At 61.9% G+C, this 22137-nt stretch carries 24 protein-coding genes; 15 read left to right on the top strand and 9 right to left on the bottom strand.

All coding sequences use genetic code 11. From position 1 onward, the window contains the following. Positions 1-91: 91 nt before the first annotated feature. Positions 92-427, bottom strand: coding sequence for a Crp/Fnr family transcriptional regulator (locus NKI39_RS16260; RefSeq protein WP_352832992.1), 336 nt, complete (start codon positions 425-427; stop codon positions 92-94). Between NKI39_RS16260 and NKI39_RS16255 the strand changes: the two genes are divergently transcribed. From NKI39_RS16255 to NKI39_RS16240, 4 genes are read left to right on the top strand one after another with little or no spacing between them, the layout of a single operon-like run. Further along, complete coding sequence (locus tag NKI39_RS16255; protein WP_352832989.1) at positions 410-1414, top strand: circadian clock KaiB family protein; 1005 nt, start codon at positions 410-412, stop codon at positions 1412-1414. The genes NKI39_RS16260 and NKI39_RS16255 overlap by 18 nt on opposite strands. Beyond that, positions 1401-2897: a circadian clock protein KaiC gene (gene kaiC, locus NKI39_RS16250; protein ID WP_352832986.1), complete on the top strand. Its 1497-nt coding sequence runs from the start codon at positions 1401-1403 to the stop codon at positions 2895-2897. The genes NKI39_RS16255 and kaiC overlap by 14 nt, the downstream gene beginning before the upstream one ends. A gap of 1 nt (position 2898) precedes the next feature. Next, the gene (locus NKI39_RS16245) at positions 2899-3123 is read left to right on the top strand and encodes a PAS domain-containing protein (protein ID WP_352832983.1); all 225 of its coding nucleotides are present in this window, start codon (positions 2899-2901) and stop codon (positions 3121-3123) included. A 52-nt stretch (positions 3124-3175) separates the two neighbouring features. Beyond that, the gene (locus NKI39_RS16240; protein WP_352832981.1) at positions 3176-4033 is read left to right on the top strand and encodes a sensor histidine kinase; all 858 of its coding nucleotides are present in this window, start codon (positions 3176-3178) and stop codon (positions 4031-4033) included. Between the two features lie 118 nt (positions 4034-4151). On the opposite strand, the gene NKI39_RS16235 is transcribed toward NKI39_RS16240, so the two are convergent. The 6 genes from NKI39_RS16235 to NKI39_RS16210 all read right to left on the bottom strand — a co-directional run bounded on the left by NKI39_RS16235 (position 4152) and on the right by NKI39_RS16210 (position 7343). Further along, a complete protein-coding gene (locus NKI39_RS16235) occupies positions 4152-4517 on the bottom strand; it encodes an SPW repeat protein (RefSeq protein ID WP_352706440.1) in 366 nt (121 codons plus the stop codon). Then, complete coding sequence (gene rpoZ, locus NKI39_RS16230) at positions 4502-4861, bottom strand: DNA-directed RNA polymerase subunit omega (protein WP_352706441.1); 360 nt, start codon at positions 4859-4861, stop codon at positions 4502-4504. Before rpoZ ends, NKI39_RS16235 begins: the two co-directional genes overlap by 16 nt. 9 nt (positions 4862-4870) lie before the next feature. Beyond that, positions 4871-5617: an NADH dehydrogenase ubiquinone Fe-S protein 4 gene (locus NKI39_RS16225; protein ID WP_352832977.1), complete on the bottom strand. Its 747-nt coding sequence runs from the start codon at positions 5615-5617 to the stop codon at positions 4871-4873. A gap of 72 nt (positions 5618-5689) precedes the next feature. After that, positions 5690-6184, bottom strand: a complete 495-nt coding sequence (locus tag NKI39_RS16220) for an Hsp20/alpha crystallin family protein (RefSeq protein WP_352832974.1) — start codon at positions 6182-6184, stop codon at positions 5690-5692. A gap of 75 nt (positions 6185-6259) precedes the next feature. Next, complete coding sequence (locus tag NKI39_RS16215; RefSeq protein WP_352832971.1) at positions 6260-6730, bottom strand: Hsp20 family protein; 471 nt, start codon at positions 6728-6730, stop codon at positions 6260-6262. A gap of 250 nt (positions 6731-6980) precedes the next feature. After that, positions 6981-7343, bottom strand: a complete 363-nt coding sequence (locus NKI39_RS16210; RefSeq protein WP_352832968.1) for a hypothetical protein — start codon at positions 7341-7343, stop codon at positions 6981-6983. Positions 7344-7590: 247 nt separating this feature from the next. Between NKI39_RS16210 and NKI39_RS16205 the strand changes: the two genes are divergently transcribed. Further along, positions 7591-8985, top strand: a complete 1395-nt coding sequence (locus NKI39_RS16205) for a Do family serine endopeptidase (protein WP_352832966.1) — start codon at positions 7591-7593, stop codon at positions 8983-8985. 660 nt (positions 8986-9645) lie between these two features. Here NKI39_RS16205 and NKI39_RS16200 read toward each other — a convergent pair. Further along, positions 9646-10449, bottom strand: a complete 804-nt coding sequence (locus NKI39_RS16200) for an IclR family transcriptional regulator (RefSeq protein WP_352832963.1) — start codon at positions 10447-10449, stop codon at positions 9646-9648. A 239-nt stretch (positions 10450-10688) separates the two neighbouring features. Between NKI39_RS16200 and NKI39_RS16195 the strand changes: the two genes are divergently transcribed. Genes NKI39_RS16195 through NKI39_RS16180 form a run of 4 tightly spaced genes read left to right on the top strand, consistent with a single transcriptional unit; the run spans position 10689 to position 15198 of the window. After that, the gene (locus NKI39_RS16195) at positions 10689-11741 is read left to right on the top strand and encodes an ABC transporter substrate-binding protein (protein WP_352470927.1); all 1053 of its coding nucleotides are present in this window, start codon (positions 10689-10691) and stop codon (positions 11739-11741) included. An 18-nt stretch (positions 11742-11759) separates the two neighbouring features. Then, positions 11760-13268: a sugar ABC transporter ATP-binding protein gene (locus tag NKI39_RS16190; protein ID WP_352832960.1), complete on the top strand. Its 1509-nt coding sequence runs from the start codon at positions 11760-11762 to the stop codon at positions 13266-13268. Then, positions 13265-14230 (top strand): ABC transporter permease, encoded by a 966-nt coding sequence (locus tag NKI39_RS16185; protein WP_352503472.1) that lies wholly within the window; start codon positions 13265-13267, stop codon positions 14228-14230. Before NKI39_RS16190 ends, NKI39_RS16185 begins: the two co-directional genes overlap by 4 nt. Further along, the gene (locus NKI39_RS16180) at positions 14227-15198 is read left to right on the top strand and encodes an ABC transporter permease (protein ID WP_352470930.1); all 972 of its coding nucleotides are present in this window, start codon (positions 14227-14229) and stop codon (positions 15196-15198) included. The genes NKI39_RS16185 and NKI39_RS16180 overlap by 4 nt, the downstream gene beginning before the upstream one ends. Here NKI39_RS16180 and NKI39_RS16175 read toward each other — a convergent pair. After that, positions 15172-16113 carry an amidohydrolase family protein gene (locus NKI39_RS16175; protein WP_352503470.1) on the bottom strand — a complete coding sequence of 314 codons (942 nt, stop codon included), beginning with the start codon at positions 16111-16113 and terminating at the stop codon, positions 15172-15174. The two genes, NKI39_RS16180 and NKI39_RS16175, sit on opposite strands and share 27 nt — an antisense overlap. A gap of 77 nt (positions 16114-16190) precedes the next feature. Between NKI39_RS16175 and NKI39_RS16170 the strand changes: the two genes are divergently transcribed. From NKI39_RS16170 to NKI39_RS16145, 6 genes are all read left to right on the top strand, one after another. Next, a complete protein-coding gene (locus NKI39_RS16170; RefSeq protein WP_352832957.1) occupies positions 16191-17510 on the top strand; it encodes a type III PLP-dependent enzyme domain-containing protein in 1320 nt (439 codons plus the stop codon). A 49-nt stretch (positions 17511-17559) separates the two neighbouring features. After that, a complete protein-coding gene (locus tag NKI39_RS16165) occupies positions 17560-17904 on the top strand; it encodes a RidA family protein (protein ID WP_352470933.1) in 345 nt (114 codons plus the stop codon). Positions 17905-17913: 9 nt separating this feature from the next. Continuing rightward, a complete protein-coding gene (locus NKI39_RS16160; RefSeq protein ID WP_352832954.1) occupies positions 17914-18921 on the top strand; it encodes a succinylglutamate desuccinylase/aspartoacylase family protein in 1008 nt (335 codons plus the stop codon). A gap of 55 nt (positions 18922-18976) precedes the next feature. Beyond that, positions 18977-20155 carry a hypothetical protein gene (locus tag NKI39_RS16155; RefSeq protein WP_352832951.1) on the top strand — a complete coding sequence of 393 codons (1179 nt, stop codon included), beginning with the start codon at positions 18977-18979 and terminating at the stop codon, positions 20153-20155. 366 nt (positions 20156-20521) lie between these two features. After that, positions 20522-20674 carry a helix-turn-helix domain-containing protein gene (locus tag NKI39_RS34315; RefSeq protein ID WP_502896956.1) on the top strand — a complete coding sequence of 51 codons (153 nt, stop codon included), beginning with the start codon at positions 20522-20524 and terminating at the stop codon, positions 20672-20674. After that, entirely contained in the window at positions 20674-21981 is a 1308-nt protein-coding gene (locus NKI39_RS16145; RefSeq protein ID WP_352832948.1) for a type II toxin-antitoxin system HipA family toxin, read from the top strand. Before NKI39_RS34315 ends, NKI39_RS16145 begins: the two co-directional genes overlap by 1 nt. Positions 21982-22137 lie beyond the last annotated feature (156 nt).

Raw genomic sequence — 22137 nt, 5'->3', positions numbered from 1 at the left:
GGTACGGCGCAAAAAGTGGGAAGCCCAGACCGGCCGGCGACGATAGTGGGTCAGTCATTGTCCTTCCTGTGCGGCAGGCCCGGCGAACTTGTCAGCCGTTTTCCTCCGCCGGATAGACTCCTTTCAATACGTCGTTGAAATGATGGCTGACCGCCGCATTGCACTCGCAGGCAAGGGAACGCAGCCCGTCAGCATTGCGCACCGCAAGCCGAGCGCGCCGCGTCTCGATGACGCCGCGCTGCCGCAGGTCGCGGATGACTCGGCTCAGATAGCTGCGGCCGACGCCTAGCATTGTCGCAAGCTGTTCCTGCGTCACACCCAGTTCCTGTGCCCCCGTCCGTTCTGTCGCCGCCACCAGCCATCTTGCAGTGCGCTGTTCAATCGAATGCGCTGCGCTGCAGGCGACGGATTGGAACACCTGCGCCATCAGGCAATCGGCGTAACGGGCGAACAGGTGATGCAATGTCAAGGAACGCAATTTGGCTTCTTCGAGATGGTGCAGGTCGATCCTGAAGAATACCCCTCCAAGCTGAACTTCGGCCCGCGCATACGCCGGCAGTCTGCCTTGGCTGACGATGCCGCCTACCGCTCCTTCACGACCGATCAGCGCAGTCTCTATCGCTCGCCCGTCGCTCAGCACGACAAGATAGGAGACCAGTGCCGATCCGCAAGGAAAGTAAGCGAAGCGGACCGTATCGCCTGGTTCGTGCAGCAGTGTCCCGGCGGACGCCCACCATTGTTCGAGTCCTGGGTGCAGGATCTCCCAGTCGTCCGCCCTGAGTGCCCGAAGCAGGTTGTTTCCAATCGGCTCCGATTGTTTTTTGCAGGTTCTCCATCGCACTCCTCTTTTCAAATGGGACGTCTACAACGCCAAATGTGGAGAAATGTTCACAAGTGCGCAGACGAACCAGGCACAGCTATCTACAAAGACATAAGGGGCGCTGATCCAGGCCTCACCGAGCGCGAGCCGTGGTGCATCGGCTTCCAGGCAGACCGACTTCTGCTGAGGGAAGAAAAATGCCGGCGACTGGATTCCGTGGCGTGGCGCCTCGTGCACGCCGAAAACTGCAACTCCCTGCAGCAAGGCGTGAACATGAGCGTCAATGATCGGTCCAATCCAGGGGCCAACGGCCTGCTTCGACTCTATGTCGCCGGCGATGCGCCGGGCGCCCGGCGGGCGCTGGAAAGCCGTCTGAGGATAGTGGAGGAGTTGGCCGGCCGTGTCGAAATCCAGGTCGTCGACGTCCTCGCCCATCCTGAAGAGGCTGAAAGGGCCGGCATTCTAGCGACGCCGGCGCTCTCGGATGAGTCAACCACCCCTCCACGCCGGCTGATTGGCGACATCGGCAACATCGCTCAGGTTCTCGACTATTTCGGTTGTCGCAAGAAGGACAGTGGCTATGACCACAGCTGAAGAGATCCTCATCGATCCTGTGCTCGAACGCGTCAGGACCGGTATCGAGGCTTTCGACGATCTTGTGATGGGCGGCCTGCCGCGCGGGCGCACCACCATCGTCGGAGGCACGCCGGGCAGTGGCAAGACTGTATTTGCAACGCAGTTTCTGGCCCATGGCATCACCGTGCTCGACGAGCCAGGCGTCTTCGTCACGTTCGAGGAATCGCCGCTCGAGATCGAGGTCAACATGGCCAGCTTCGGCTGGGACATCCGCCGTTGGCGCGAGACGAACAACTTGGTTTTCGTCGACGCCAGCCCGCGTGACCACGACCAGATGATTATCGGCAATTTCGATTTGTCAGGCTTGCTAGCGCGTGTCCTGCACGCTGCGCGAAACGCCGCGGCGAAGCGCATTGTGCTGGATTCGGTCACCCAGCTCTTCGACCACTTCGTCGCGGAGCAGACATCGGTGCGTCGGGAGCTCCTTCGCATCGCGACAGCGCTAAAGAGGGATGGTTTGACGGTGCTGATGACCGCCGAACGCAACAGCGAGTATGGCGAGATCTCCCGCCACCGGATCGAGGAGTTCGTTGCCGACAACGTCGTAATCCTGCGCAACGCGCTCGACCGCGAGCGGCGCAGGCGCACGATCGAAGTTCTCAAGATGCGGGGCAGCCGCCACGTCGAGGGCGAGGTGCCGATCACGCTCGTGGTGAAGCAAGGCATAGTGGCAGTGCCACTGTCTTCATTGCGGCTTGAGCAGCAATCCAGCACCAAGCGGGTGACGAGCGGCAATCCGGAACTCGACAGGATGTGTGGCGGTGGATTCTTCCGCGACAGCGTCACCCTCGTCAGCGGTGCGACGGGCACCGGAAAGACGCTGCTGGTGACCAACTTTCTGGCAGGCGGCGCAGCGGCTGGCGAACGTGCCTTGCTGGTCGGCTACGAAGAGAGCCGCGGCCAGCTGTTCCGCAATGCGCGCGGCTGGGGCGTCGATTTCGAGGGCATGGAGGCGGATGGCCGGCTGAAGGTCGTTTGCATTTACCCGGAAGCGCAGAACTTGCCGGATCACCTGTTGATGATTCGCGAACTCGTTGAGGAGTTCAAACCTGACCGGATCGCTATCGACAGCCTGTCGGCATTGGAACGGATCGCACCAGAGACCGGTTTCCGGGAATTCCTGATCAGCCTCACTTCCTTCATCAAGAAACACGAGATCGCTGGCCTTTGCACAGCCACCAACAAATCGCTCGTCGGCGGCCAGAGTGCCAGCGAACAGCATATTTCAACCCTCACGGACTCGATCATCCTGTTGCGGTACATCCAGGAAGGGGATTTCATGCATCGGGGGATCATGGTGCTGAAAATGCGCGGCAGCGAGCATGACAAGCAGATTCGGCGCTTCACAATCGACAGCGCCGGGATGCATCTCGGTCAGCCCTTCGATGGCGCGCCCGACGTGTTCGGCGCTCCGCCGCGTCCTTGGCGTGAGGAGCGTTGAGATGGCGCGCGCCGCAGCCGAAATCTTCGACCAATACGGCGAGGCAAGTCTGACGGGCATCAGCCAGTTCGATTTTCGACGGCTGATCGAAACCACGGCCGACGGGGTTCTCGTCGTGGATCTGACGGGAACGGTGCTTTATGCATCCGGCGGCGGCCGCGATCTTCGGTTGTCCGGCTGCCGATCTCGTCCAGATTCCCCTCGGGCGACCGGTCATATCGGGTGAAACCACGGAAATCACCGTCCACAGACCCAATCGAGCACCAGCCGAAGTGGAAATGCGGACGGTCGAGCTTAGCTGGGATGGTAGGCCGGCGCTGCTTGCCAGTCTTCGCGACGTCTCCGCGCAACGCGCGCAGCAGGAGCGTCGACGTCAATCACAAAAGCTCGAGGCGATCGGCCGGCTCGCCGCCGGCATCGTTCACGACATCAACAATCTGCTCGCGGTGTTCGAATCGGGGCTGCGACTGCTTCAGAAGCAGCTGCGCCAGGATCCTGCCAATCCGAACACGGCGATTCTGATTGAAGAGTTGCTGAAACGAACGCAAAACTGCGGTGCGCTCACGCAGCAATTGCTCGCGTTCTCTCGCGGACAGTCGCTGTATCCGGAGAGAATCGACCTGAATGGACGAATCAAAGCCGTCACGATGCTGCTGGAGCGGACGCTGGGGAACGGGATCGGCATTAGCCTTGAGCTGGATCCGGCACTTGGCCCTGTCCTCGTCGACGCCAATCAGCTGGACGTCGCCATCCTGAACCTGGCTGTGAATGCCAAGGACGCGATGGCCGGCAGGGGCACGCTGGCGATTGAGACCAGCGATACTCCAGGCGACATCGAAGACGTGCCCGCTCTGGCTGCCTCTTTCGTTCGGGTCACGGTCCGCGATACGGGGTGCGGGATGAGCAAGGAGGTCCTGGCCCAGGTGTTCGAGCCGTTCTTTACCACCAAGGCGGATGGCCAGGGGACCGGACTTGGGCTTAGCCAGGTTTACGGCTTCATCAAGCAGTCTGGAGGGCATGTTCGGATCGAGAGTGCAGTCGGCGAGGGAACAAGCGTTCATCTCTTTCTTCCCCGCGCGCCAAGCACGGGAAATGACGAGCTGCAGGGCGAGATCCGGCTCAATACACGTCGGTGAAAAAGCGGCCTGTGTTTCGGCTGCCGATGTGCCTGGCCGCAACGCCTGCAACGGCAGACCCCATCGAAGACGGTTGAAAAAAGCGGGCCCGGAAATCCAGGCCCGCCGGAGAGACTGGTCAGGCCGTTGAAACCGGACGGTCGCCGAAGAACCAGAGGTTTCCGGCAGCCAAGGCCGCCACGATGACGCCCACAATCACATGCGCCCACATGGCGGCAGCCAGGGCCGAAAAACCGAGGACCCAAGGCGAGATCAGCGTCCATAGCCCAACCACCAGGTTTGCCCATTCCTCATAGGCATGGAACGCAACCAGTGCACCCACGGCGATCAGGGCGATCACCGCACCGGCGATCCAGGCGTTCCAGGCCGCATGGGGTTCAGCCGCAAAGCCGAGAAACCAAGGCGACAGAACCAGCGCTATGCCGGCGATCACATTGAGGATGTCGATCACCGGACGTGTTTCAGATTTCAGCCATTTCTCCATTGTTCATCCTCCTTTCCTGACATGGTCAGTGCACCGCCCTCTGAGCGAAGGCGGGTGCGGCGGCCAGGGATTGCCCTTCGCCACCGCGAAGCTTTCTTCGTCGGCCGGGCCGAACCCGGCGATCGCGCGGAACCGAACCCGCCAGAACGAAGGGCTTGACTCGTCGGGCTGGAACCGGTTGCCGGCGATCTCACGCAGGCGAGTTCGACGGCCACAGTCACTTTGTCGGACAGGCGAGGCTCGGCGCCCCGGCTGAGTGCACGAGCCCGTCTCACCGCGGCGACAGCCAGTGCGAAACGGTTCGGCACGGTATTTTCACAATCGAACACAATGAGCGGATCCATAGCGTCACCTCACATTGCCTTCTGCTTCTGTTCAGGAATGGAGACGGTCAGGTTCGCTGCCGTCATCCAGGGTTCCAATGCGACCAGCGCCTGTTCCACTTCGTCGAGCCGCGTCGGACGCGCGTTCTCCGGCATCCCCTCGGCCGTTGCGAGATCGACCAGATACTCATTCCACGCCCAGTTGCGCAGGATGGCGCGTTTCTCGTCGGCGGTCAGAAGAGGGTCGACGACCACATCCATCGGCGATGCAAAAAGTGCCTCCGAGTCCGCCAGAGCCGCTCGATAATGCGACGCCTGCGAAACAGCGCCATAGCTGGTCTGCAGCAAAGTCAACTGGAGGCGGTTCAAGACAACGTCTGCGCCGGCCTGCAGCCGCTTGTCCGCATCAGAAGATTCGACGGACTTTTCGGCCGCCGGGCTTCCTTGAACCTCGTAGGCAAGCCCCTGCCGTTCGGCATAGTCGATGGCCGCCTGAGCCGTCGGAAAATCGAGCTCCACCTGGGTCAGCGTGTCACCACCTCCGGTGTAGCCCATCAGCGGTTCAATGACCGGCGCAGTACGCCGCTCGAACACCAGCCGCCAGACCTTCGGCCGCGCACGGCCGGAGGTCATGACTGAGCGGCAAGGCTTGTAGATCCGTGCGACCGCATCACTCGGGAACTCGGATCTGCCGAACAGCGGCGCTCGCCCGCGGTTGTCGTTTGCCAGTTCGAGATTTTCTACGACTGGTGTGACTTCTCTTTCTTGCTTCTGCATCACTCATCCCTCCCATTTTGGCGAAGGATGCGCCGGAGGCAGCGGCCTGCCGCCTCCGACTTGCTCCATGCGTCAGTGGGTGATCGGGATGCGCTTCACCTTCGACTGCGCGTTCGGGTTCTTCGGCAGCGTCAGGGTCAGGACGCCATTGGCAAAGGACGCCTTGACCTTGTCGTCCTCGACCTCGTAGCCAAGGGGTATGCGCCGCTCGAAGCGACCATAGAAGCGCTCGGAGTAGTCCTTCTCGTCGGTCTCCGACTGCTTTTCGCCACGCAGGGTCAGCACGTCTTCGTCGAGCAGAACTTCGATGTCCTTCTCTTCCATGCCGGGGACCTCGGCGGTGACGCGAAGCTCATTATCCGACTCCGAGATCTCCACCTTCGGCCAGCCGCTCTCGAAAGGCGAAAGCTGCCCCGCAGCAGGCAAGCGCGTCTCGAAGCTCCTCAACATATCGTCAAAGAGCCGGTTTACCTCGCGGTGAAGCGAAAGGAACGGGTCGCCACCGCTATAGATGCTCGGGGCCTGGTTGTTGTTGCGGCCCCACGGGATAAGGTCACGCATGTTCATTGTCATTCACCTCCACGTTCAACCGCGCGGCACCGGACGATTGCCGGTGCCTGTCGCTTCTGGTTCACGCTGACTTCAGGCTGCGTTCTTTTCGGCCTCGATCTGCCGCGGTGCTGCCTTTGCCGTGCTGCCGGCGATGGCGATCCGGCGCGGCTTCATCTCTTCGGGAAGCTCGCGCTTGAGATCGATGTTCAGCAGCCCATTGTCCAGGCTGGCGCCAACGACCTTCACATGGTCGGCCAGTTCGAACCGACGCTCGAAGGCGGGCCCGGCTATGCCGCGATAGAGATACTGGCCGTCATCGTCGCCAGATTGCGACCCGCTCACAACCAACAGGTTAGGCTGATGAGTGATGGTCAGCTGATCCCGCGAGAAGCCGGGGACCGCCATGGTGATGCGATAGGCGTCCTCACCAGTCTTGGCGATGTCATAGGGCGGCCAATTGTCTATCGCAGTGATACGGCTCGCATTCTCCAGCATGTTGAAAATTCGGTCGAAGCCGATGCTGGACCGGAACAGGGGGGTAAAATCGAGGTTTGTCCTCATAGCCACATCCTCCTTTGAGCAACATGGATACAAGGAGACGCCAAGAGAGCCTTGACGCCTCCTGGACCTGCGCCGGCCCCATCTGGCGACCGGCGATTAATTATTTATAACAGTGCTTTACGTGTTCAAGGGGGGCTATAGGAAAATTTTCAGCCAGACGACTGGTCGCTAAGAACACGTCTATCCCGCCCGCCGGCCAATCCTGGCCGGCGGGCGGATGCCTCGGATGAAGAGCGTGGCTGCGCTCCACTCAAAGTCGATCGACGGATGCTGTAAAACCGGTGACCGCAATACTTTCGATCTCACGACCGTGACCGGCGCCGGGAAGCTTCTCCAATTGATCCAATTGGCGCAACGCGTCCATGATGGCATCGAAGCTGACCGGTTCGGTTGCTCCCGGCGGCATGCGCAGCGCCGGCACCGATTCCACTGCACAGGCGTCCGATGCCCAGGACGAAAGGATTGCACGCTTCTCCTGGACGTCCAGCGTCACGTCAGCCAGCACGTCCTGAGGTCGCTCGAAATGCCGTGCTGGATGGAGCAACCGGTCAAGAAAAACATCAGGCCCCTCGGGCCCGATTGGGGGAAAACTCGTCGAAATGGCTCCTTCCATCGATGGTCCTCCGCTTTGAATAGTCTCCTCTGTTGATGTCATCTTTGGTGGCTCTCGCGATTTCTACCAGCTGAAATTTTGGAGAGTTTCGACCAAATTTCAATGGCCCCGCAACGCCACATTTCTCGCGGTTCAGCCCACCATCAACATTTTTTCGAACCGGTGAAACAATCGGCGTGAGTGTCAGTTCTTGCGTCTGGCACAACTCACGCAGCAGCGCCAGGGCGGTCGGGCAGGAGAACCAATCATGTCTTACATTTCCAGGAAGCGACTGTGCAGGGGCCTCGTCGCAGGAATCTTGATGCTCTCGGCTGGCGGCTTTGCTCCGGTTTCAGCACAGGAAATCCCGAACGACTTCAGCGCAATCGTGCGTCAGAAGCTGCCGGCCGTGGTCGCTATCACGACGAGGCAGATCATCCAGGACCAAACGATGCTCGACGATTTTCTCAATCCCTTCGATGGCCGCGGGCCAGTCCAGCCGCAGGTGCGAGAAGCTCTTGGCTCCGGCTTCGTGGTCAGCCCCGAGGGCTACATCGTCACCAACAATCATGTCGTGGCCGACTCCACCGAAATCCACGTCGTATTCTACGATAAGGAGACGTCGCCCGCGCGACTGGTGGGCCGCGATCCAGCAACCGACATCGCGGTGCTGAAGGTCGATCCACGCCCCAGCATGACGACCACCGCCTGGGGTGACTCTGACGCAATGCAGCCGGGTGCCTGGACGATCGCGATTGGCAGTCCCTTCGGGCTCGGGGGAACGGTGACCGTCGGCGTGCTTTCCGCCCGCTCGCGCGACATCCAGGCCGGCCCTTACGACGATTTCCTCCAGACAGACGCCTCGATCAACAGAGGCAATTCCGGCGGCCCCCTGTTTAACGCGCGAGGCGAAGTGATCGGGGTCAACACGGCCATCGTCTCGCCGTCGGGCGGCAGCATAGGCATCGGTTTCGCCGTGCCGTCCCGAACCGCACGGAGCGTCGCCGATCAGCTGATCCGCACCGGCCGGATCGAGCGCGGCTTCATCGGAGTGCGTCTCCAGGAGGTGACGCCGTCGCTTGCCCAGGCGCTTGGCATATCGAGCACCAAGGGAGCGCTGGTCGCCTCGGTCGAGCCCGGCAGTCCGGCGGAGAAGGCCGGCTTGCAATCGGGGGATGTGATCACCCGGTTCAACGACAAGGACATTCAGGGCGTCCATGACCTGACGCTGGCGGCAGCGAACGAAAAGCCAGGGTCGAAAGCCACGCTGACAAGGAACCGCGGCGGCTCTCAGCAGGAGGTGGAACTGACCGTCGGTCAACGCAAGGACGAGGAGGTACAGACCGGTGCCGTTCCGAGTCCGGAAGGGGCGGACCAACGCCTCGGGCTGTCGCTCAGCCCCATTCCGGACGAAGCGCGCCAGCAACTGGGTCTGCAGCCGGGTACCACCGGCGTGTTTATCCAGGAAGTGGCGCCGAACAGCCCCGCCGCCGAGAACGGCCTTCGGCCTGGCGACGTCATCGTCTCGGCCAATACCCGCAACGTGACGCAGCCGTCGGATATCCAGCAAGAGTGGACGAAATCCCGTCAGCAGAAAAAGCCCATCCTGTTCCGCATCGAAAGGCAAGGACAATCGCTTTTCGTTGCAGTGGCTGCCTCCTGACGTGCTGCGTCAGGCGACGCGCACAGACGAAGAAATGACCTTTGATGTGCCGCCCTCAAGGCTGTCCTGGCAAGGTCGCGGTTTCGCGCTCTATCATCGAGGCCGCCCAGCAAATGACCGCGAGAATGCTTGCTGATGAGGGACACATGCTGGAACTCGAAAGCCTGGCGATCGATGTCAATCTCGCGTGTCGCCGCCGTAGGGCGTGGCACGCATTGAAGGGCGTTCCACGAAGGATCTATACCATTGTTCCAGTCGTGGCCTTCGCTGCAGGAAGTCGGGCAGTCCGCGGAATTCCAGCCAGCTTGGACAAGTGGCGAGCGCGATGTCGCCGACATGGAGCGGCGCGTCGGATTCGACCTCGCTTTCCACAAAGTCATAGGAGTGATCGCCGACGGAGGGCTCTCGATACTGGACTTCACTTCGCTTTCTCTTCTCGGTCAGCGCGTTCAGTGCTGTTCTCAGGCATGGTCGGCGACACTCCGTAGGCAGGTCTGAACCAGGCCGAAGCCGACTGCCGATTTTTCCGATCGAATATGCGATGATCTGGTAGCAGGAGCGCGCTGCCGCCTTTGCCATACTCACCGGAGTACCAGTTTCTGGCTTCGCTGCTGCGGCTGAACGAACGGACCCCACCCCAGACCTTCGCGCGCCGATTTTTTAGTAGCTTCCCGCGAGCGACAACCCACTGGCGCGCTCGCATAACAGGGCAAGCAATTCGCTGCGCCGCGCTTCTGGCGTGTCGACGGGCAACACGAAACAAAGCGTCTTGTTGATGGCTCCGTTGCCGTCGCGGATCGGCGCGGCCATGCACCAGGTGAAGCGGTCGGCCAGAGCGGCGGTCTCGCTGAAACCTTGCTGGCGCGCCAGAGCGACATCGTCGAAGAACTCGGCTGGCGCAATGACGCGGCCGTCGGGAAGCGTGTAGTCGCCAGGCGGAATGAAGTCCCGTATTTCCTGCTCGCTCATATGGCCGAGCAGCAGCCTACCGGACGCCGTCCACGGTATCGGCACCTCGACGCCTACATCGCTTGAAATCCGGAACGGGCCAGGCGAGTCCCGGCAATCAAGGACGACATATTTGGTCCCGCGCAGGCCGCACAGTTGGACGGTCTCGCCCGTCTCCGCGCCAAGTCTGTCCAGGGTTTCGATGATGCGCCGGTAATGGGCATTATGATGTGAGTAGGCCCAGCCGAACAGATGCATCGCCTTTCCGAAATAGACGTAGCCTTCCGTCCCGACATTTTCGAGCATTTCGGCTTCCAGCAGGCTGTTGACGATTTCATAAGTGGTTGAACGCGGCGCGCCGATCATCTTGGCGATGTCGCCGACGCGCATCGGCGCGCGGTGCCGCAGAAGGGCCTCGAGTAGCATGATGACGCGGTCGATCCCGCGACGCCGTTCGCCATTGCGCGGCTCGGCGCCGGCTTCCGTTTCAATTAGACCAGTGACGCCATCGCTCATGTAGGCCGCACCCGCGCAAAAATCATTCGGCCCTCGTCTCAAGACGCTTGAAAGATGTCAAGGCTCAGTCTAGCATCCCGTTTGTCCGATATACAGGCCTATTGTCTGAAATATCGGACAATAACGAGCCAGGCGCAGAAAGTCCTGACGAGAAAAACGGGCGGTTTCCGATGCGGCAACCGGCGGGTTCTCTCGTCCCGATCCCGCACGTCCAGGCATAACTTCAGAAGGGAACAATCATGACGAAATCATCGTTTTTCGCGTCCGCCAGTGCCCTTTGCCTCGGCCTCCTCCTCAGCCTCGGCGCCGGTTCGCAGGCCAACGCCGCCGCTAAATGCATCAAGGGCGATCGCAAAGCGCCATATACGATCGGCTGGGCCAATATCTATTCAGTGCCGACCTGGATGAAGCAGACACAGGGCACGATCGAAGCCGAAGTCGAGACTTTGAAGAAGCAAGGCTTGGTCGACAAACTCGTCGTGACCGATGCCCAGGGCGACGCCAACGTCCAGATTCAGCAGATCCAGTCGATGATCGATTCCGATGTCGATGCCATCATCTTGATCGCTGGTTCGTCGACCGCGCCGGCGCGCGTGCTGGCGGACGCCTGCGCCAAAGGCATCGCCATCATCAACTTCGACAGCCTCGTCGATACCGACCAGGTGACCGCCAAGGTCAACACCGATTCCTCACAGTGGGGCGATCAGGCGGCCAAGTTCCTGATCGACGCCATCGGCGGCAAGGGCAAGATCCTCATCCTCAATGGCCCAGCCGGCGTTTCGGTCAGCGACGACCGGCGCAAAGGCGCCGATGCCGAGCTTAAGGCCCATCCCGATGTGAAGGTGCTTGCCGAGACGAACACGCCCTACAATGTCGCGCCCGCCCAGGAGGCCGTCACCAGCCTGCTTTTCGCCAACCCCGAAATCGACGGCATCCTGTCGCTGGGCGGCGCGTTGTCGGCGGGCGCCGTGCTCGCGCTCGACAAGCAGGGCCGCGACCAGGTGCCGATCACCGGCGAGAATGCGCGCCAGTTTCTCGAACTGTGGAAGGAAAAGGGCCTGAAGAGCTGGGCGACGATGCAGCCGAACTGGCTCGGCGCCTTCGCCACCTACACCGCCGTCCAGGCACTGGAGGGCGAGGATGTGCCGGCTTTCGTCAAGATCCCGTTGCCGGTGATCGACAATTCCAACATCGACGAATACCTCGCCCGGGCGAAGGATTTCCCGGCTGACGGTTACATCTATTCGCCGTACGATGAGGATCTATTCAAGAAGCTGCTGGCCCAAAAATAAGCCTGAAGGGTTGTAGCATTGACAACCACGGCTCCGCTTCTCGCCGCGCAGGGGGTGTCGAAGTCCTTTTTCGGCAACCCCGTTCTGCGCAACGTTTCAATCGCTCTCCAGCCCGGCCGCGTGCATGCACTGCTGGGCGAGAACGGCGCAGGTAAGTCGACACTGATCAACCTTTTGTCCGGCGCCTTGCGCCCGGACGGCGGGGCGATCGAGGTCGATGGGCGCCCGGTCTCGCGCATGACCCCCGCTAATGCGCGACAGGCCGGAATCGCCGTTGTCCAGCAGGAACTCAGCCTGACGACCAGCTTGTCCATTGCCGAAAACATCGGGCTCGGTGCCTATCCCAAGCGGTTCGGCTTGATCGACTACAACGAGCTTGCCGTCCGGGCCAGGGCCGCATGCGATCTTGTCGGGCTTTACGAACCGCTGTCTGCGCCGGTGGGGCACCTGTCCCTCGGCCGCCGGCAGATGGTGGAGATCGCCAAGGCGCTTTACCGCCGGCCGCGCGTGCTCATTCTCGACGAACCCACCTCATCGCTATCGGCAACTGAGACAAAAATCCTCAGCGACCTGCTGGAGAGGCTTCGGGGCGAGGGCATCGCTATTCTCTACATCTCACACCGACTGAACGAGGTGATGGCGCTGTGCGAGCATGTCACCGTGCTCAAGGACGGGACCTGCACGGCGGACTGCTCGCTGGAAGGAACCGATGCCGCCGGGCTGGTACGGCTGATGGTCGGCCGCGACCCCGGCGATCTCTTTCCACGATGGCGGCCTTCGCCATCGCCGGCCGACGCCATCTCGGTTCGTAAATTTTCGGCCGGCCTGATGCGCGACGTCGATCTCGACATCAGGACGGGCGAGGTGCTTGGCATTGGCGGCCTGGTCGGGCAGGGGCAGGAAGATCTGCTGCTTGGCCTCTACGGCGCGATCCCCGCCAGGACGGTATCCGCGACCGTAAACGGTGTTTCGGGTTTGCCCGGCGGCGTGCCGAACGCCAATGCGCTCGGCCTCGCTTATGTCCCGGCTGACCGCAAGCGCGAAGGCCTGCACCTGATCCATCCCATCATCACCAATATGATGCTGCCCGCCTTCGCAAGGCTGCCGGCGCTGAAGCTGCGCAGTCGGCGTGCCGAGCGCGATATGGCAAGGGGTCTCGCCGCCCAGCTTGCCATCAAGGGCGACCTCGACCGCCCGGCACAGGCACTCTCAGGTGGCAACCAGCAGAAGGTCGCGCTGGCGAAATGGATGCCACACGAGCCGCCTGTGCTTCTCCTCAACGACCCGACGCGCGGCGTCGATGTCGAGACCAAGCGTGAGATCTACATGATGCTTCGCAAACTCGCCGCCGCCGGCAAGGCGATCGTGCTGCTCAGTTCCGACACACCCGAACTGGTGCACCTTTGCGACCGCGTCGGCGTGGTCCGCGAAGGCCGCATCGTGGCCATGCTCGAGCGCGAGGCACTGAGCGAGGAAGCCATCGTTTCCGCCGCAATGGGCGCCGAACAGCAGAAAGTTGCGGCATGAGCGCGGTCGCATCCTCAAGCCAAGCCGGCGCGCTCTACTGGCCGGTTCAGCTGCGCCGCAATGTCGGCGTGCGCAGCCTGTTCGCTGTGGTCCTGGCGTTCGTCATTGCTTACGGTTTCCTGTTTCCCGGCCTCTTGACAGCGTCCGGTTTCGCCAAATTCACCCAGAGCTGGTTTCCGCTGGCGCTGGTCGCCATGGCCCAGGCGATCCTCATGCTCACCGGCGGCATAAGCCTGGCCATCGGCGCCATGGTCAGCCTGGGCGCAGTGATCGCTGCGACGACGATGACTGGACCGCTGGGCGTAGCCGGCGGTGCCGCTGCGGTGGCGCTGACCGGTCTCGGCATCGGTGCCGCGATCGGGTTCATCGTCGTGAAACTTCGGTTGCCGGCGATCGTGGTGACGCTGGCTGGCTCCTTCATTATCGGCGGCGCTGCCCTGCTCATCCTGCCGAGGCCGGGGGGCGCCATACCCGAGTGGCTGTCGGACCTGCTTGCCGGCAACACGCCGGCGGCATTCGTGCTGCTGGTACTCATCGTGGTTTTGTGGAAACTCTATCTCGCCACGCCGCTTGGTTTGAGCATCTATGCTGCAGGCGAAAATCCCGTCGGCGCTTACCGCTCCAGCGTGCCGGTCGACGGTGCCCGGATCGCCGCCTACGCGATTAGCGGCCTGCTTTGCACAGGCGCCGGCCTGTTCATCGCCGCGCAAACGGGTTCGGGCGATCCAGTCATCGGCACGGCGTTCACGCTGAATTCCATAGCCGCCGCAGTGCTCGGCGGCATCGGTTTCCTTGGCGGCCAAGGTACCATGCGCGGCGCTCTTGCGGGCAGCCTGCTGCTCAGCCTGATGATCAGTGTCATGTTCTTCCTCGGCTTCACGCCGGTCGCCCAATATGTCGCCCAGGGCCTCATCATCATCGGGGCGGTCGCCATCCCGCAATTCCGCAAGGTGCAGCAATGACAGCACGGAAAGTCAGTGTGAGCGGCAGGCGCGCCGTGACGATTTTGCGCAGCCGGCCCTTCCTTACGATCGCTATAGTTGCGGCGGTATGGATCGCGGCGAGCTTCGCTTCACCTGGCTTCGGCGCTTATGGGCATTTGCGCTATTTGGTTGAATTGGGCGCGGTGGTCGGCCTGGTCGCGGCGGGCCAAACTTTCGTGGTGATTGCCGGCGGAATCGACCTTTCCGTCGCGGCGATCGTCACGGTTAGCGCTGTCAGCCTGCCGCTGCTTTCATGGCAGGCGGATCCGACAGGGCTCACCGCCGTTCTTGCAGTTCTCACGTTGACGAGCGCAATCGGTCTGGTGAACGGGCTGGGCGTGGCGCTGTTGCGCGTTCATCCAATGATCATGACGCTGGCGATGGCGACATTCCTGCAAGGTCTGCTGATCATCATCGCCGGCGGCAGTGCCGTGACCGCCGAGAACCCGCTGGTCCGCTGGCTCGGCAATGCGCGGCCGGTCGGTATTCCGGCAGGCGTGCTTTTGTGGGTGGTCATTTCAGTGATCGTTCTGACCACGATGCATGCGACATCCCTTGGCGCCCGGATATTCGCGATGGGCGCCAATCCGCTCGCCGCGGCGCTGTCCGGGGTTCCCGTCGCCTCGACCACGCTGGCGGTCTACGGCATCAGCGGCTTCTGTGCGGGACTTGCCGGTGTGTTGGTCCTCGGCATGAACGGACAAGGCTATGTCGGTATCGGCGATCCTTATCTGCTCGCCTCGATTGCCGCCGTGGTGCTTGGCGGCACCTCGATCCTCGGCGGGCTTGGCACCTATGCCGGCACCATCCCCGGCGCCATCCTGCTGGTTACGATCACCGCGCTGATCACCGTGGTCAACGCATCGCCTGGCTGGCGCAGTATCCTGTTCGGGTCGCTGATCCTGGGGCTGCTGCTTCTCTCAGGCAGAGAGCAGGCCCGCCGATGACATATCGTCCAGCCGATAAATGCGCCGTGCATTGCCGTAGAACAGTGCCGTCTGCTCGTCCGCGGAAAGCTCTCCTGCAATGGCCTTGAAGCTGTCATACACCGCATCGAACGATGCATGCAGGCCGGCGACCGGAAAGTCGCTGCCGAACATCGCGCGCCGCGTACCGAAACAGTCGATGCAATGCATGACAACCGACCTTAGGCTGTCGAGCGTCCAATCATGATCGTAGGCGACCAGATCCGATATCTTGATGGCGACGTTCTCGCGCTCCGACAAAAGCCGCAGCCCCTCGCGCCACACCCGCATTCCGTCCGCATCGCGATCGATCGGGCTGCCGCAATGGTTGAGAACAAAGAGCTGGTCTGGAAATGCCGCTGCGAGGCGCGCCGCGCCGGTGAGCTGGCGCGGAAACACCATCAGGTCGAAAACCAGCCGGCGGCGCCCAAGCAGGGACAGGCCGGCACGCCAGGCCGGATCGTCCATGATGCCGTCGCGGGCGGCAAAACGACGGGCGGGATCAGGATCCCAGCTCAGTATGTCGCGTACGCCGACGACACGGTCGAATGCCGCCTGCGCCTGGACCAGCGCCGGCGCTTGGCGGTTCGCCAGAGGTACGTGAACGACGTAACGGGCGGCCACGCCGCGCGACTTGTCGAGGGTTTCAAGCCACCGCGTTTCACCCACGCAGTCATCCCCGGCCCAACCGGCTTCAATATGGACGGTGGCGACGACACTGTGCTGGCCGGCGTCGCGCAAATAATCTTCAGGAAGGTAGTTTCGCCGCAAGGGGCCAAGCTCGCCCAGACCGCCGCGTTCGCCAGCCGTGGGCGCGAGCCAGGGATGGCGGCCGAGGCCGAGATCCCACAGGTGATGGTGGGCATCGATGATCGGTCCGCAGTAACGCTTTGGCACGCATCTCTCTCATGGTGTGGCCGGCATCGGAAATCGATCCGGACTTCATCCTGCGAAAGCGAAAGGACTAGCATCGGATGACCGAAAACTCACCCGTACTGTCGCTCGCGACCCGTGAAAATTTCCTGCTCGACGATCGTATCCGCGGCGTTCCGCCTGGCACCCTCGGCCTGGACAGCAGCTTTGTCGCATCTGAGCGCTGGCATCCAGCGCATGGACGTATGTCGTTGCCGGTGTTGACCCTCGACGAGGAGGCCTTCATCGCCAATCGTGACCTGTTCTTGGGGTATGCGCGAGAACAGGGCGCCGTGATCGCCCCGCATGCCAAGACCCCGATGGCGCCGGACCTTGCCCGGTCCCTGGTCGAGGCCGGAGCATGGGGCACGACCGTCGCCGACATAAGGCAGGCCACAGTGATGCTCAGATCCGGGCTCTCTCGGCTGATCATCGCCAACGAGGTCGGCGGACCAGGTGGTGCGAACCGACTTGCTGTCCTTGTCGGCGCCTGGCCAAGCGCCGAGTTCTACGTTTTTGCCGACTCTTTCGACGCCGTGAATGCGCTTGCTGAAGCTTGGCGCGCCAATGCGACGCTGCCGCCATTGCGCGTGCTCGTCGAACTTGGTGCGGGGAGGGCAGGCGCCCGGACCACCGGCGAAGCCGAGGCGATCGCCGACGCGGTTGTAGCTGCCGGAGGGCGGCTGCTGATCGCCGGCGTCGCAGCCTACGAAGGTGCCGCGGCGCAAGCCGATCCTGGCCGTACCGATGAGGCGATATCCGCGCTGTTGGCAATGACAGCCGATATGTTCCTGCGGCTCCGCGCCCGCGTCGGCGGCGACACCCCGCTGATCGCCACCGCCGGCGGCTCGGTGTACTTCGACAAGGTGGTCGCAGCGCTTTCGCCCCTCGTCTCCAGGGACGGCAATGCCACGTTGGTGCTGCGCAGCGGCGCCATCTTCTTTCACGACCATGGCGTCTACGACAGGTCGCTCGGCGCACTCGATGCCCGCGACGGTTTTGCGATCGGCGGCGTCGGTGCTTCCGCACGAAATTGCTTCCATCCGGCTTTACGTCTTTGGGCCGAGGTACTGTCGCGGCCGGAGCCCGGCCTTGCTATCTGCGGTATGGGCATGCGCGACGTGTCGTTCGACCAGGGCTTTCCGAAGGTCGTGACCATCTTTCGTGCCGGCAAGCAGCTGCCGAAAACGCGTGCCGAGGTCTTCAAGCTCAACGACCAGCACGCCTTCCTGACAATTGCGTCGGGCGACGATATTGCCGTTGGTGACGTCGTTGAATTCGGCATCTCGCACCCCTGCACCTGCCTCGATCGCTATCGCGTGATCTTCGGCGCCGACGCGGCCGGGTATGTCCGCCACGCCTTTCCTACCTATTTCGGCTGAGCAGATATCGCGGCCACTTCCAAAAAAGAGAACCTCGAAAGGATCTGATATGATCAAGTACTTCCAGTCCGGCTCCCGCATGTCTCAGGCGGTCGTCTATGGCGGCCTCGTGCACATCGCAGGCCAGGTGGCAGACGACCGCAAGGCCGGCATCGAGGGTCAGACGAGCGACGTGCTCTCCAAGGTCGAGGCGCTCCTTGTTGAGGCCGGCAGCAGCAAGTCGAGGCTAGTGGCGATCAACATCTTCCTGCCGCAGATCGCCGACTTCGATGCCATGAACAGCATCTACGATGCCTGGGTGGATCCTGCGCGCCTGCCGGCGCGCGCCTGTGTCGAGGCGCGTCTCGCCGATCCCGATCTCCGCATAGAGGTCACTGCGATCGCAGCTATCTGAGCCGCCGCCATGCACACCGGCCTCAGCCATACGCTCGACTTCGACCGGGACGGCAAGACACTCGGCCATCTCAGCATTCCGTTTTCGATCGACCGTTCGCCCTATTTCCAGGTCAAGGTCCCGATCTGCCTTGTCCGCAACGGCGAAGGCCCGTCGGTGCTTCTGATGGCCGGCAATCACGGCGACGAATATGAAGGCGAGCTGTCGTTGGCAAAGCTGGTGCGCCGGCTCGATCCCAAGCAGATCAAGGGTCGCGTCACCATCCTGCCGATGGCGAACGTGCCGGCGGTGATCGCCGCAAAGCGCTGCTCGCCACTCGACGGCGGCAATCTCAACCGCGCCTTTCCGGGCGACCCGTCAGGCACGCCAACAAGCCGGCTTGCCAATTTCCTGGAGATGGAACTGTTTCCCCGCCACGACGTCATCTTCGACATTCATTCTGGCGGCACCTCGATGGAGCATCTGCCGACCACGCTTGTCGAGCACAACACCGATCCCGACCGGCACCGGCGCGGTGTGGAGCTAATGCGGACGCTCAGCATGCCCTATGGGTTCGTGGCCGACAACGGCCAGGCCTCACCGACCTCCATGGGTGCGGCGCGCCGGGCCGGCGCCATCGGCGTCAGCGGAGAGTTCGGCGGCGGTGGCACTGTCACGGTCGATACGATGGAGATTACCGCCCGCGCACTCGACGCCCTGATGGCCGCCTTGGGAGTGGTTGAGGCGCCGGTTCTTGCACCGGCAACCGGACCTTCGGCGCCGACGCGGCTTCTTTCGTTGTCTCGGCACAGTCAGGGCCTTTATGCCACAAGCCGTGGTTGGTTCGAGCCGGCAGTCAGGCTGGGCGACAGCGTGACTTCAGGCCAACTGGCGGGCTGGTACCACGACCTCGAACGACTCGACCTCGCCGAGCAAGCCCTGCACTTCCTCGAAAGCGGCATTGTGCTTTCGCGCCGGCTGCACACGATGTGCGAGGCGGGAGACTGCCTCATGCAGGTCGCCGAGCCGGTCGACTGATAAGAAGCCCTCCCGACCATACGCCCATATCAGGATCAAGACTGAGGATAACCGGATGCAACTGTCGATGTGGACCTATCCTTGGGATGTCCAGGATCTGGGCTTGGAGATGGTCGAGCGCGATCTTGTCGAGCGTGCCGGGCTCAACATGATCAGTCTGGCGACTTCGTATCACGCTGGCCGGTTTCTGCAGCCGCGCAGCCCGCGCCGGAAAGCCTATTTTCCGGAAGACGGAACCATCTATTTCAAGCCAGATGCGGCACACTGGGCCGACCTAGCCATCCAGCCCAAGGTGGCGAAGGTGATCATGGAAGGCGGCGATGTGCTTGGCGACCTTGTCCGCCGGCGCGAGGTGGGCGGGCTCGGCGTTTCGTGTTGGACGGTCTGCTTGCACAACACCCGGCTCGGCATGCTTCATCCGCAGGCCGTAACCCGCAACGCCTTCGGCGATGCCAACTACTACAATCTCTGCCCATCACATCCGGAAGCGCGCGCTTATGTCCGCGCGCTGATCGCCGATATCTCGCACAGCTACAGGCCGGACCGGATCGAGCTTGAAAGCCCGTCCTTCATGGGCTTCGCCCACGAATACCATCATGAGAAAGACGGTGTCGGGCTGATGCCGGAAGACGATTTTCTGTTGTCGATATGTTTCTGCCCGTCCTGCCTTGCGCGCGCGGCCGAGGCCGGCGTCGACGGCGAAGTAGCGCGCAAGCTCGTCGGGCAATGGATCGTCGAGACCTGCGAGCGCGCCGTGCCCGAACGGCGCTTTCCAGACTTTCCGGGGAGCGGCCTCGACACTTTTTTGCCAAGGCCGGAACTCCATGGCTACCTGCTGTGGCGGTTCGAACCGGTGACCAGCCTGGTCGCCGAACTGCGCGAGGTGGCCAATCCGGCGACCCGCGTTGTCATCATCGATTTGAAAGACGGTTGGCTTGGCGGCTGCGATCTCGCGGCGCTCGGCAAGGTCTGTGACGGGGCAATCCTGTGTGCCTACGACATGCAGCCCGGCGATGTCGCCAGCCTGATGGCGGCCGGACGCGCAGCCCTTGGCGTGAAAAAGTTCCTCGGCGCCGGCTACCGGCTGTTCTATCCGGAAATGGCCGGCCCCGACATCCTCACCGCCAAGGTCAAAGCTGCGATGGCGCCGGATGTCGACGGCATCAATTTTTACAATTATGGGCTTGTCCCTGCCGCACGCCTCGATTGGGTGAGTGCCGCAAGATCCGTTTGAAAAACCGATCCGTTGCCGCAGTCTGCTAGGACTGACCTCACTTTGCCTTGGAGCTTTATGAGCATGCCGGCTATTCGCTTCGGTCACATTGGCCGGCGGCGGCCGGACAAGCTGAAAGCATGGCGGTGACGGTCCATGCGGATCGAAGATCATACGCCGACCATATTGCTGCTTATACGCTTCAAAGTATACAAAATTCGATACGGAAAAGCGTATATTGAAGTTTATCTGCGCGAGCGTATAATACCATGGCTAGAGAGGTATGCTGTGGACCAAATCGCCCGAACACCCAAGCAAATTGGAGATGCCGTCCGCCGGCAGCGTCGCAAGCTCCGCCTCAACCAGACCAATGTCGGGGACCAAACGATGCTGCGTCAGGCGACCATCTCGGCCGTCGAGAGTGGCGCGCCTGGGACCCAGCTCGGAACGCTTTGCGATATTCTCGCAGCGCTCGACCTCGAATTCGTCGTCCGCCCTCGTACCAAGGCAAAGCCGGCTGAGATCGAGGACATCTTCTGATGGCTCGTCCGCGGCAGCACATCCCGCTAAATGTCTTCTTGAACAGCCGTCTCGTCGGGCGGCTGAATAGACAATCCAGCGGCGCGATCGATTTTCAGTACGATCCGTCCTGGCTTGCTTGGGAGCACGCGCTGCCCGTCTCGCTATCACTGCCTCTGCGTGAAGATCGTTATATCGGTGCGCCCGTCATCGCCGTCTTCGACAATCTCCTGCCCGACAACGTCCCCATTCGCCGCCGTATGGCGGAGCGTGTTCATGCTCAAGGAATAGACGCTTACGACCTGCTTGCCGCTGTCGGGCGCGATTGTGTCGGCGCATTGCAATTCCTGCCGGATGGTGTCGAGCCAGGCCCCGCCGGTATTGTCAACGGCAAACCCGTTGACGATACCGAGATTGCTCGTCTTCTCCTCGATCTGGCATCGGCTCCCCTTGGGCTTGGCGAGGACGAGGACTTCCGGATCTCGATCGCTGGCGCTCAGGAAAAGACTGCGCTCTTGTTCTGGAAAGGACGTTGGTACAAGCCGCTGGCGACGACTGCCACGACGCACATCCTCAAACCACAGATTGGACGGTTGCCAAATGGCATCGATCTTTCCTTCAGCGTCGAGAACGAATTTTTCTGCCTCAAGCTGACAACCGCCCTAGGGCTCCCGAGCGCCGTCGTCGCAATCGAGGAGTTCGAAGGCAATCGCGTGCTCGCGGTCGAGCGGTTCGATCGCCGATGGACCAGTGACAATCGTCTCCTGCGTTTGCCCCAGGAAGACTGCTGCCAGGCCCTTTCTGTGCCGCCGTCACTGAAATACGAATCCGACGGCGGGCCTGGCGTTCCGGCTATCCTCAATTTGATGAAGGGAAGCGACCAACCGGAGGTAGACCAGGCTGCGGTTTTAAAGGCCGTGGTTGCCTTTTGGCTTCTCGGCGCCACAGATGGGCACGCCAAGAATTTTAGCGTCTTTCTTTCCCCCGGCGGCCGGTTCCGCATAACGCCGCTCTATGATGTGATTTCAGCGCAGCCCAGCCTTGATGCGGGACAGATCAAGCGCAACAAAATGAAACTGGCGATGGCTATTGGTGACACACGCCACTACCTCGTCGACAGCGTCATGCCACCCCATTTTATCCAGACCGCCGCCAAAGCAGGGATCGGTCCGAAACCCGTCAAGGCGATCTTTGATGAGCTGCGCCAACAGGCGCTAGCGGCGGTCGAACTGGTTTCTGCATCGCTCCCAAAGGATTTTCCTGCGGAAGTCGCTGATGCCATCGGCAATGGGGTCAGGGCTCGTGTACGCAGACTGGAAGAGGCGTGATGCTGAAAGTAGAGACGCAACGAGACTGATGTCGCCATTGCGACAACGCTCAAATGGTCTTCTTCAGCAGCAGCAGCATCCAGGCGGCCACGGCCGCCGCTGCGTCGTCCAGATGATGCCGAACCCACCCCTTACCTTCTCATGCGCGATAGGATG

This window comes from Mesorhizobium sp. M0664, assembly GCF_040320565.1.
In the GTDB taxonomy this organism is placed as follows: domain Bacteria; phylum Pseudomonadota; class Alphaproteobacteria; order Rhizobiales; family Rhizobiaceae; genus Mesorhizobium.
This window is presented reverse-complemented; position numbering and strand designations above follow the sequence as displayed.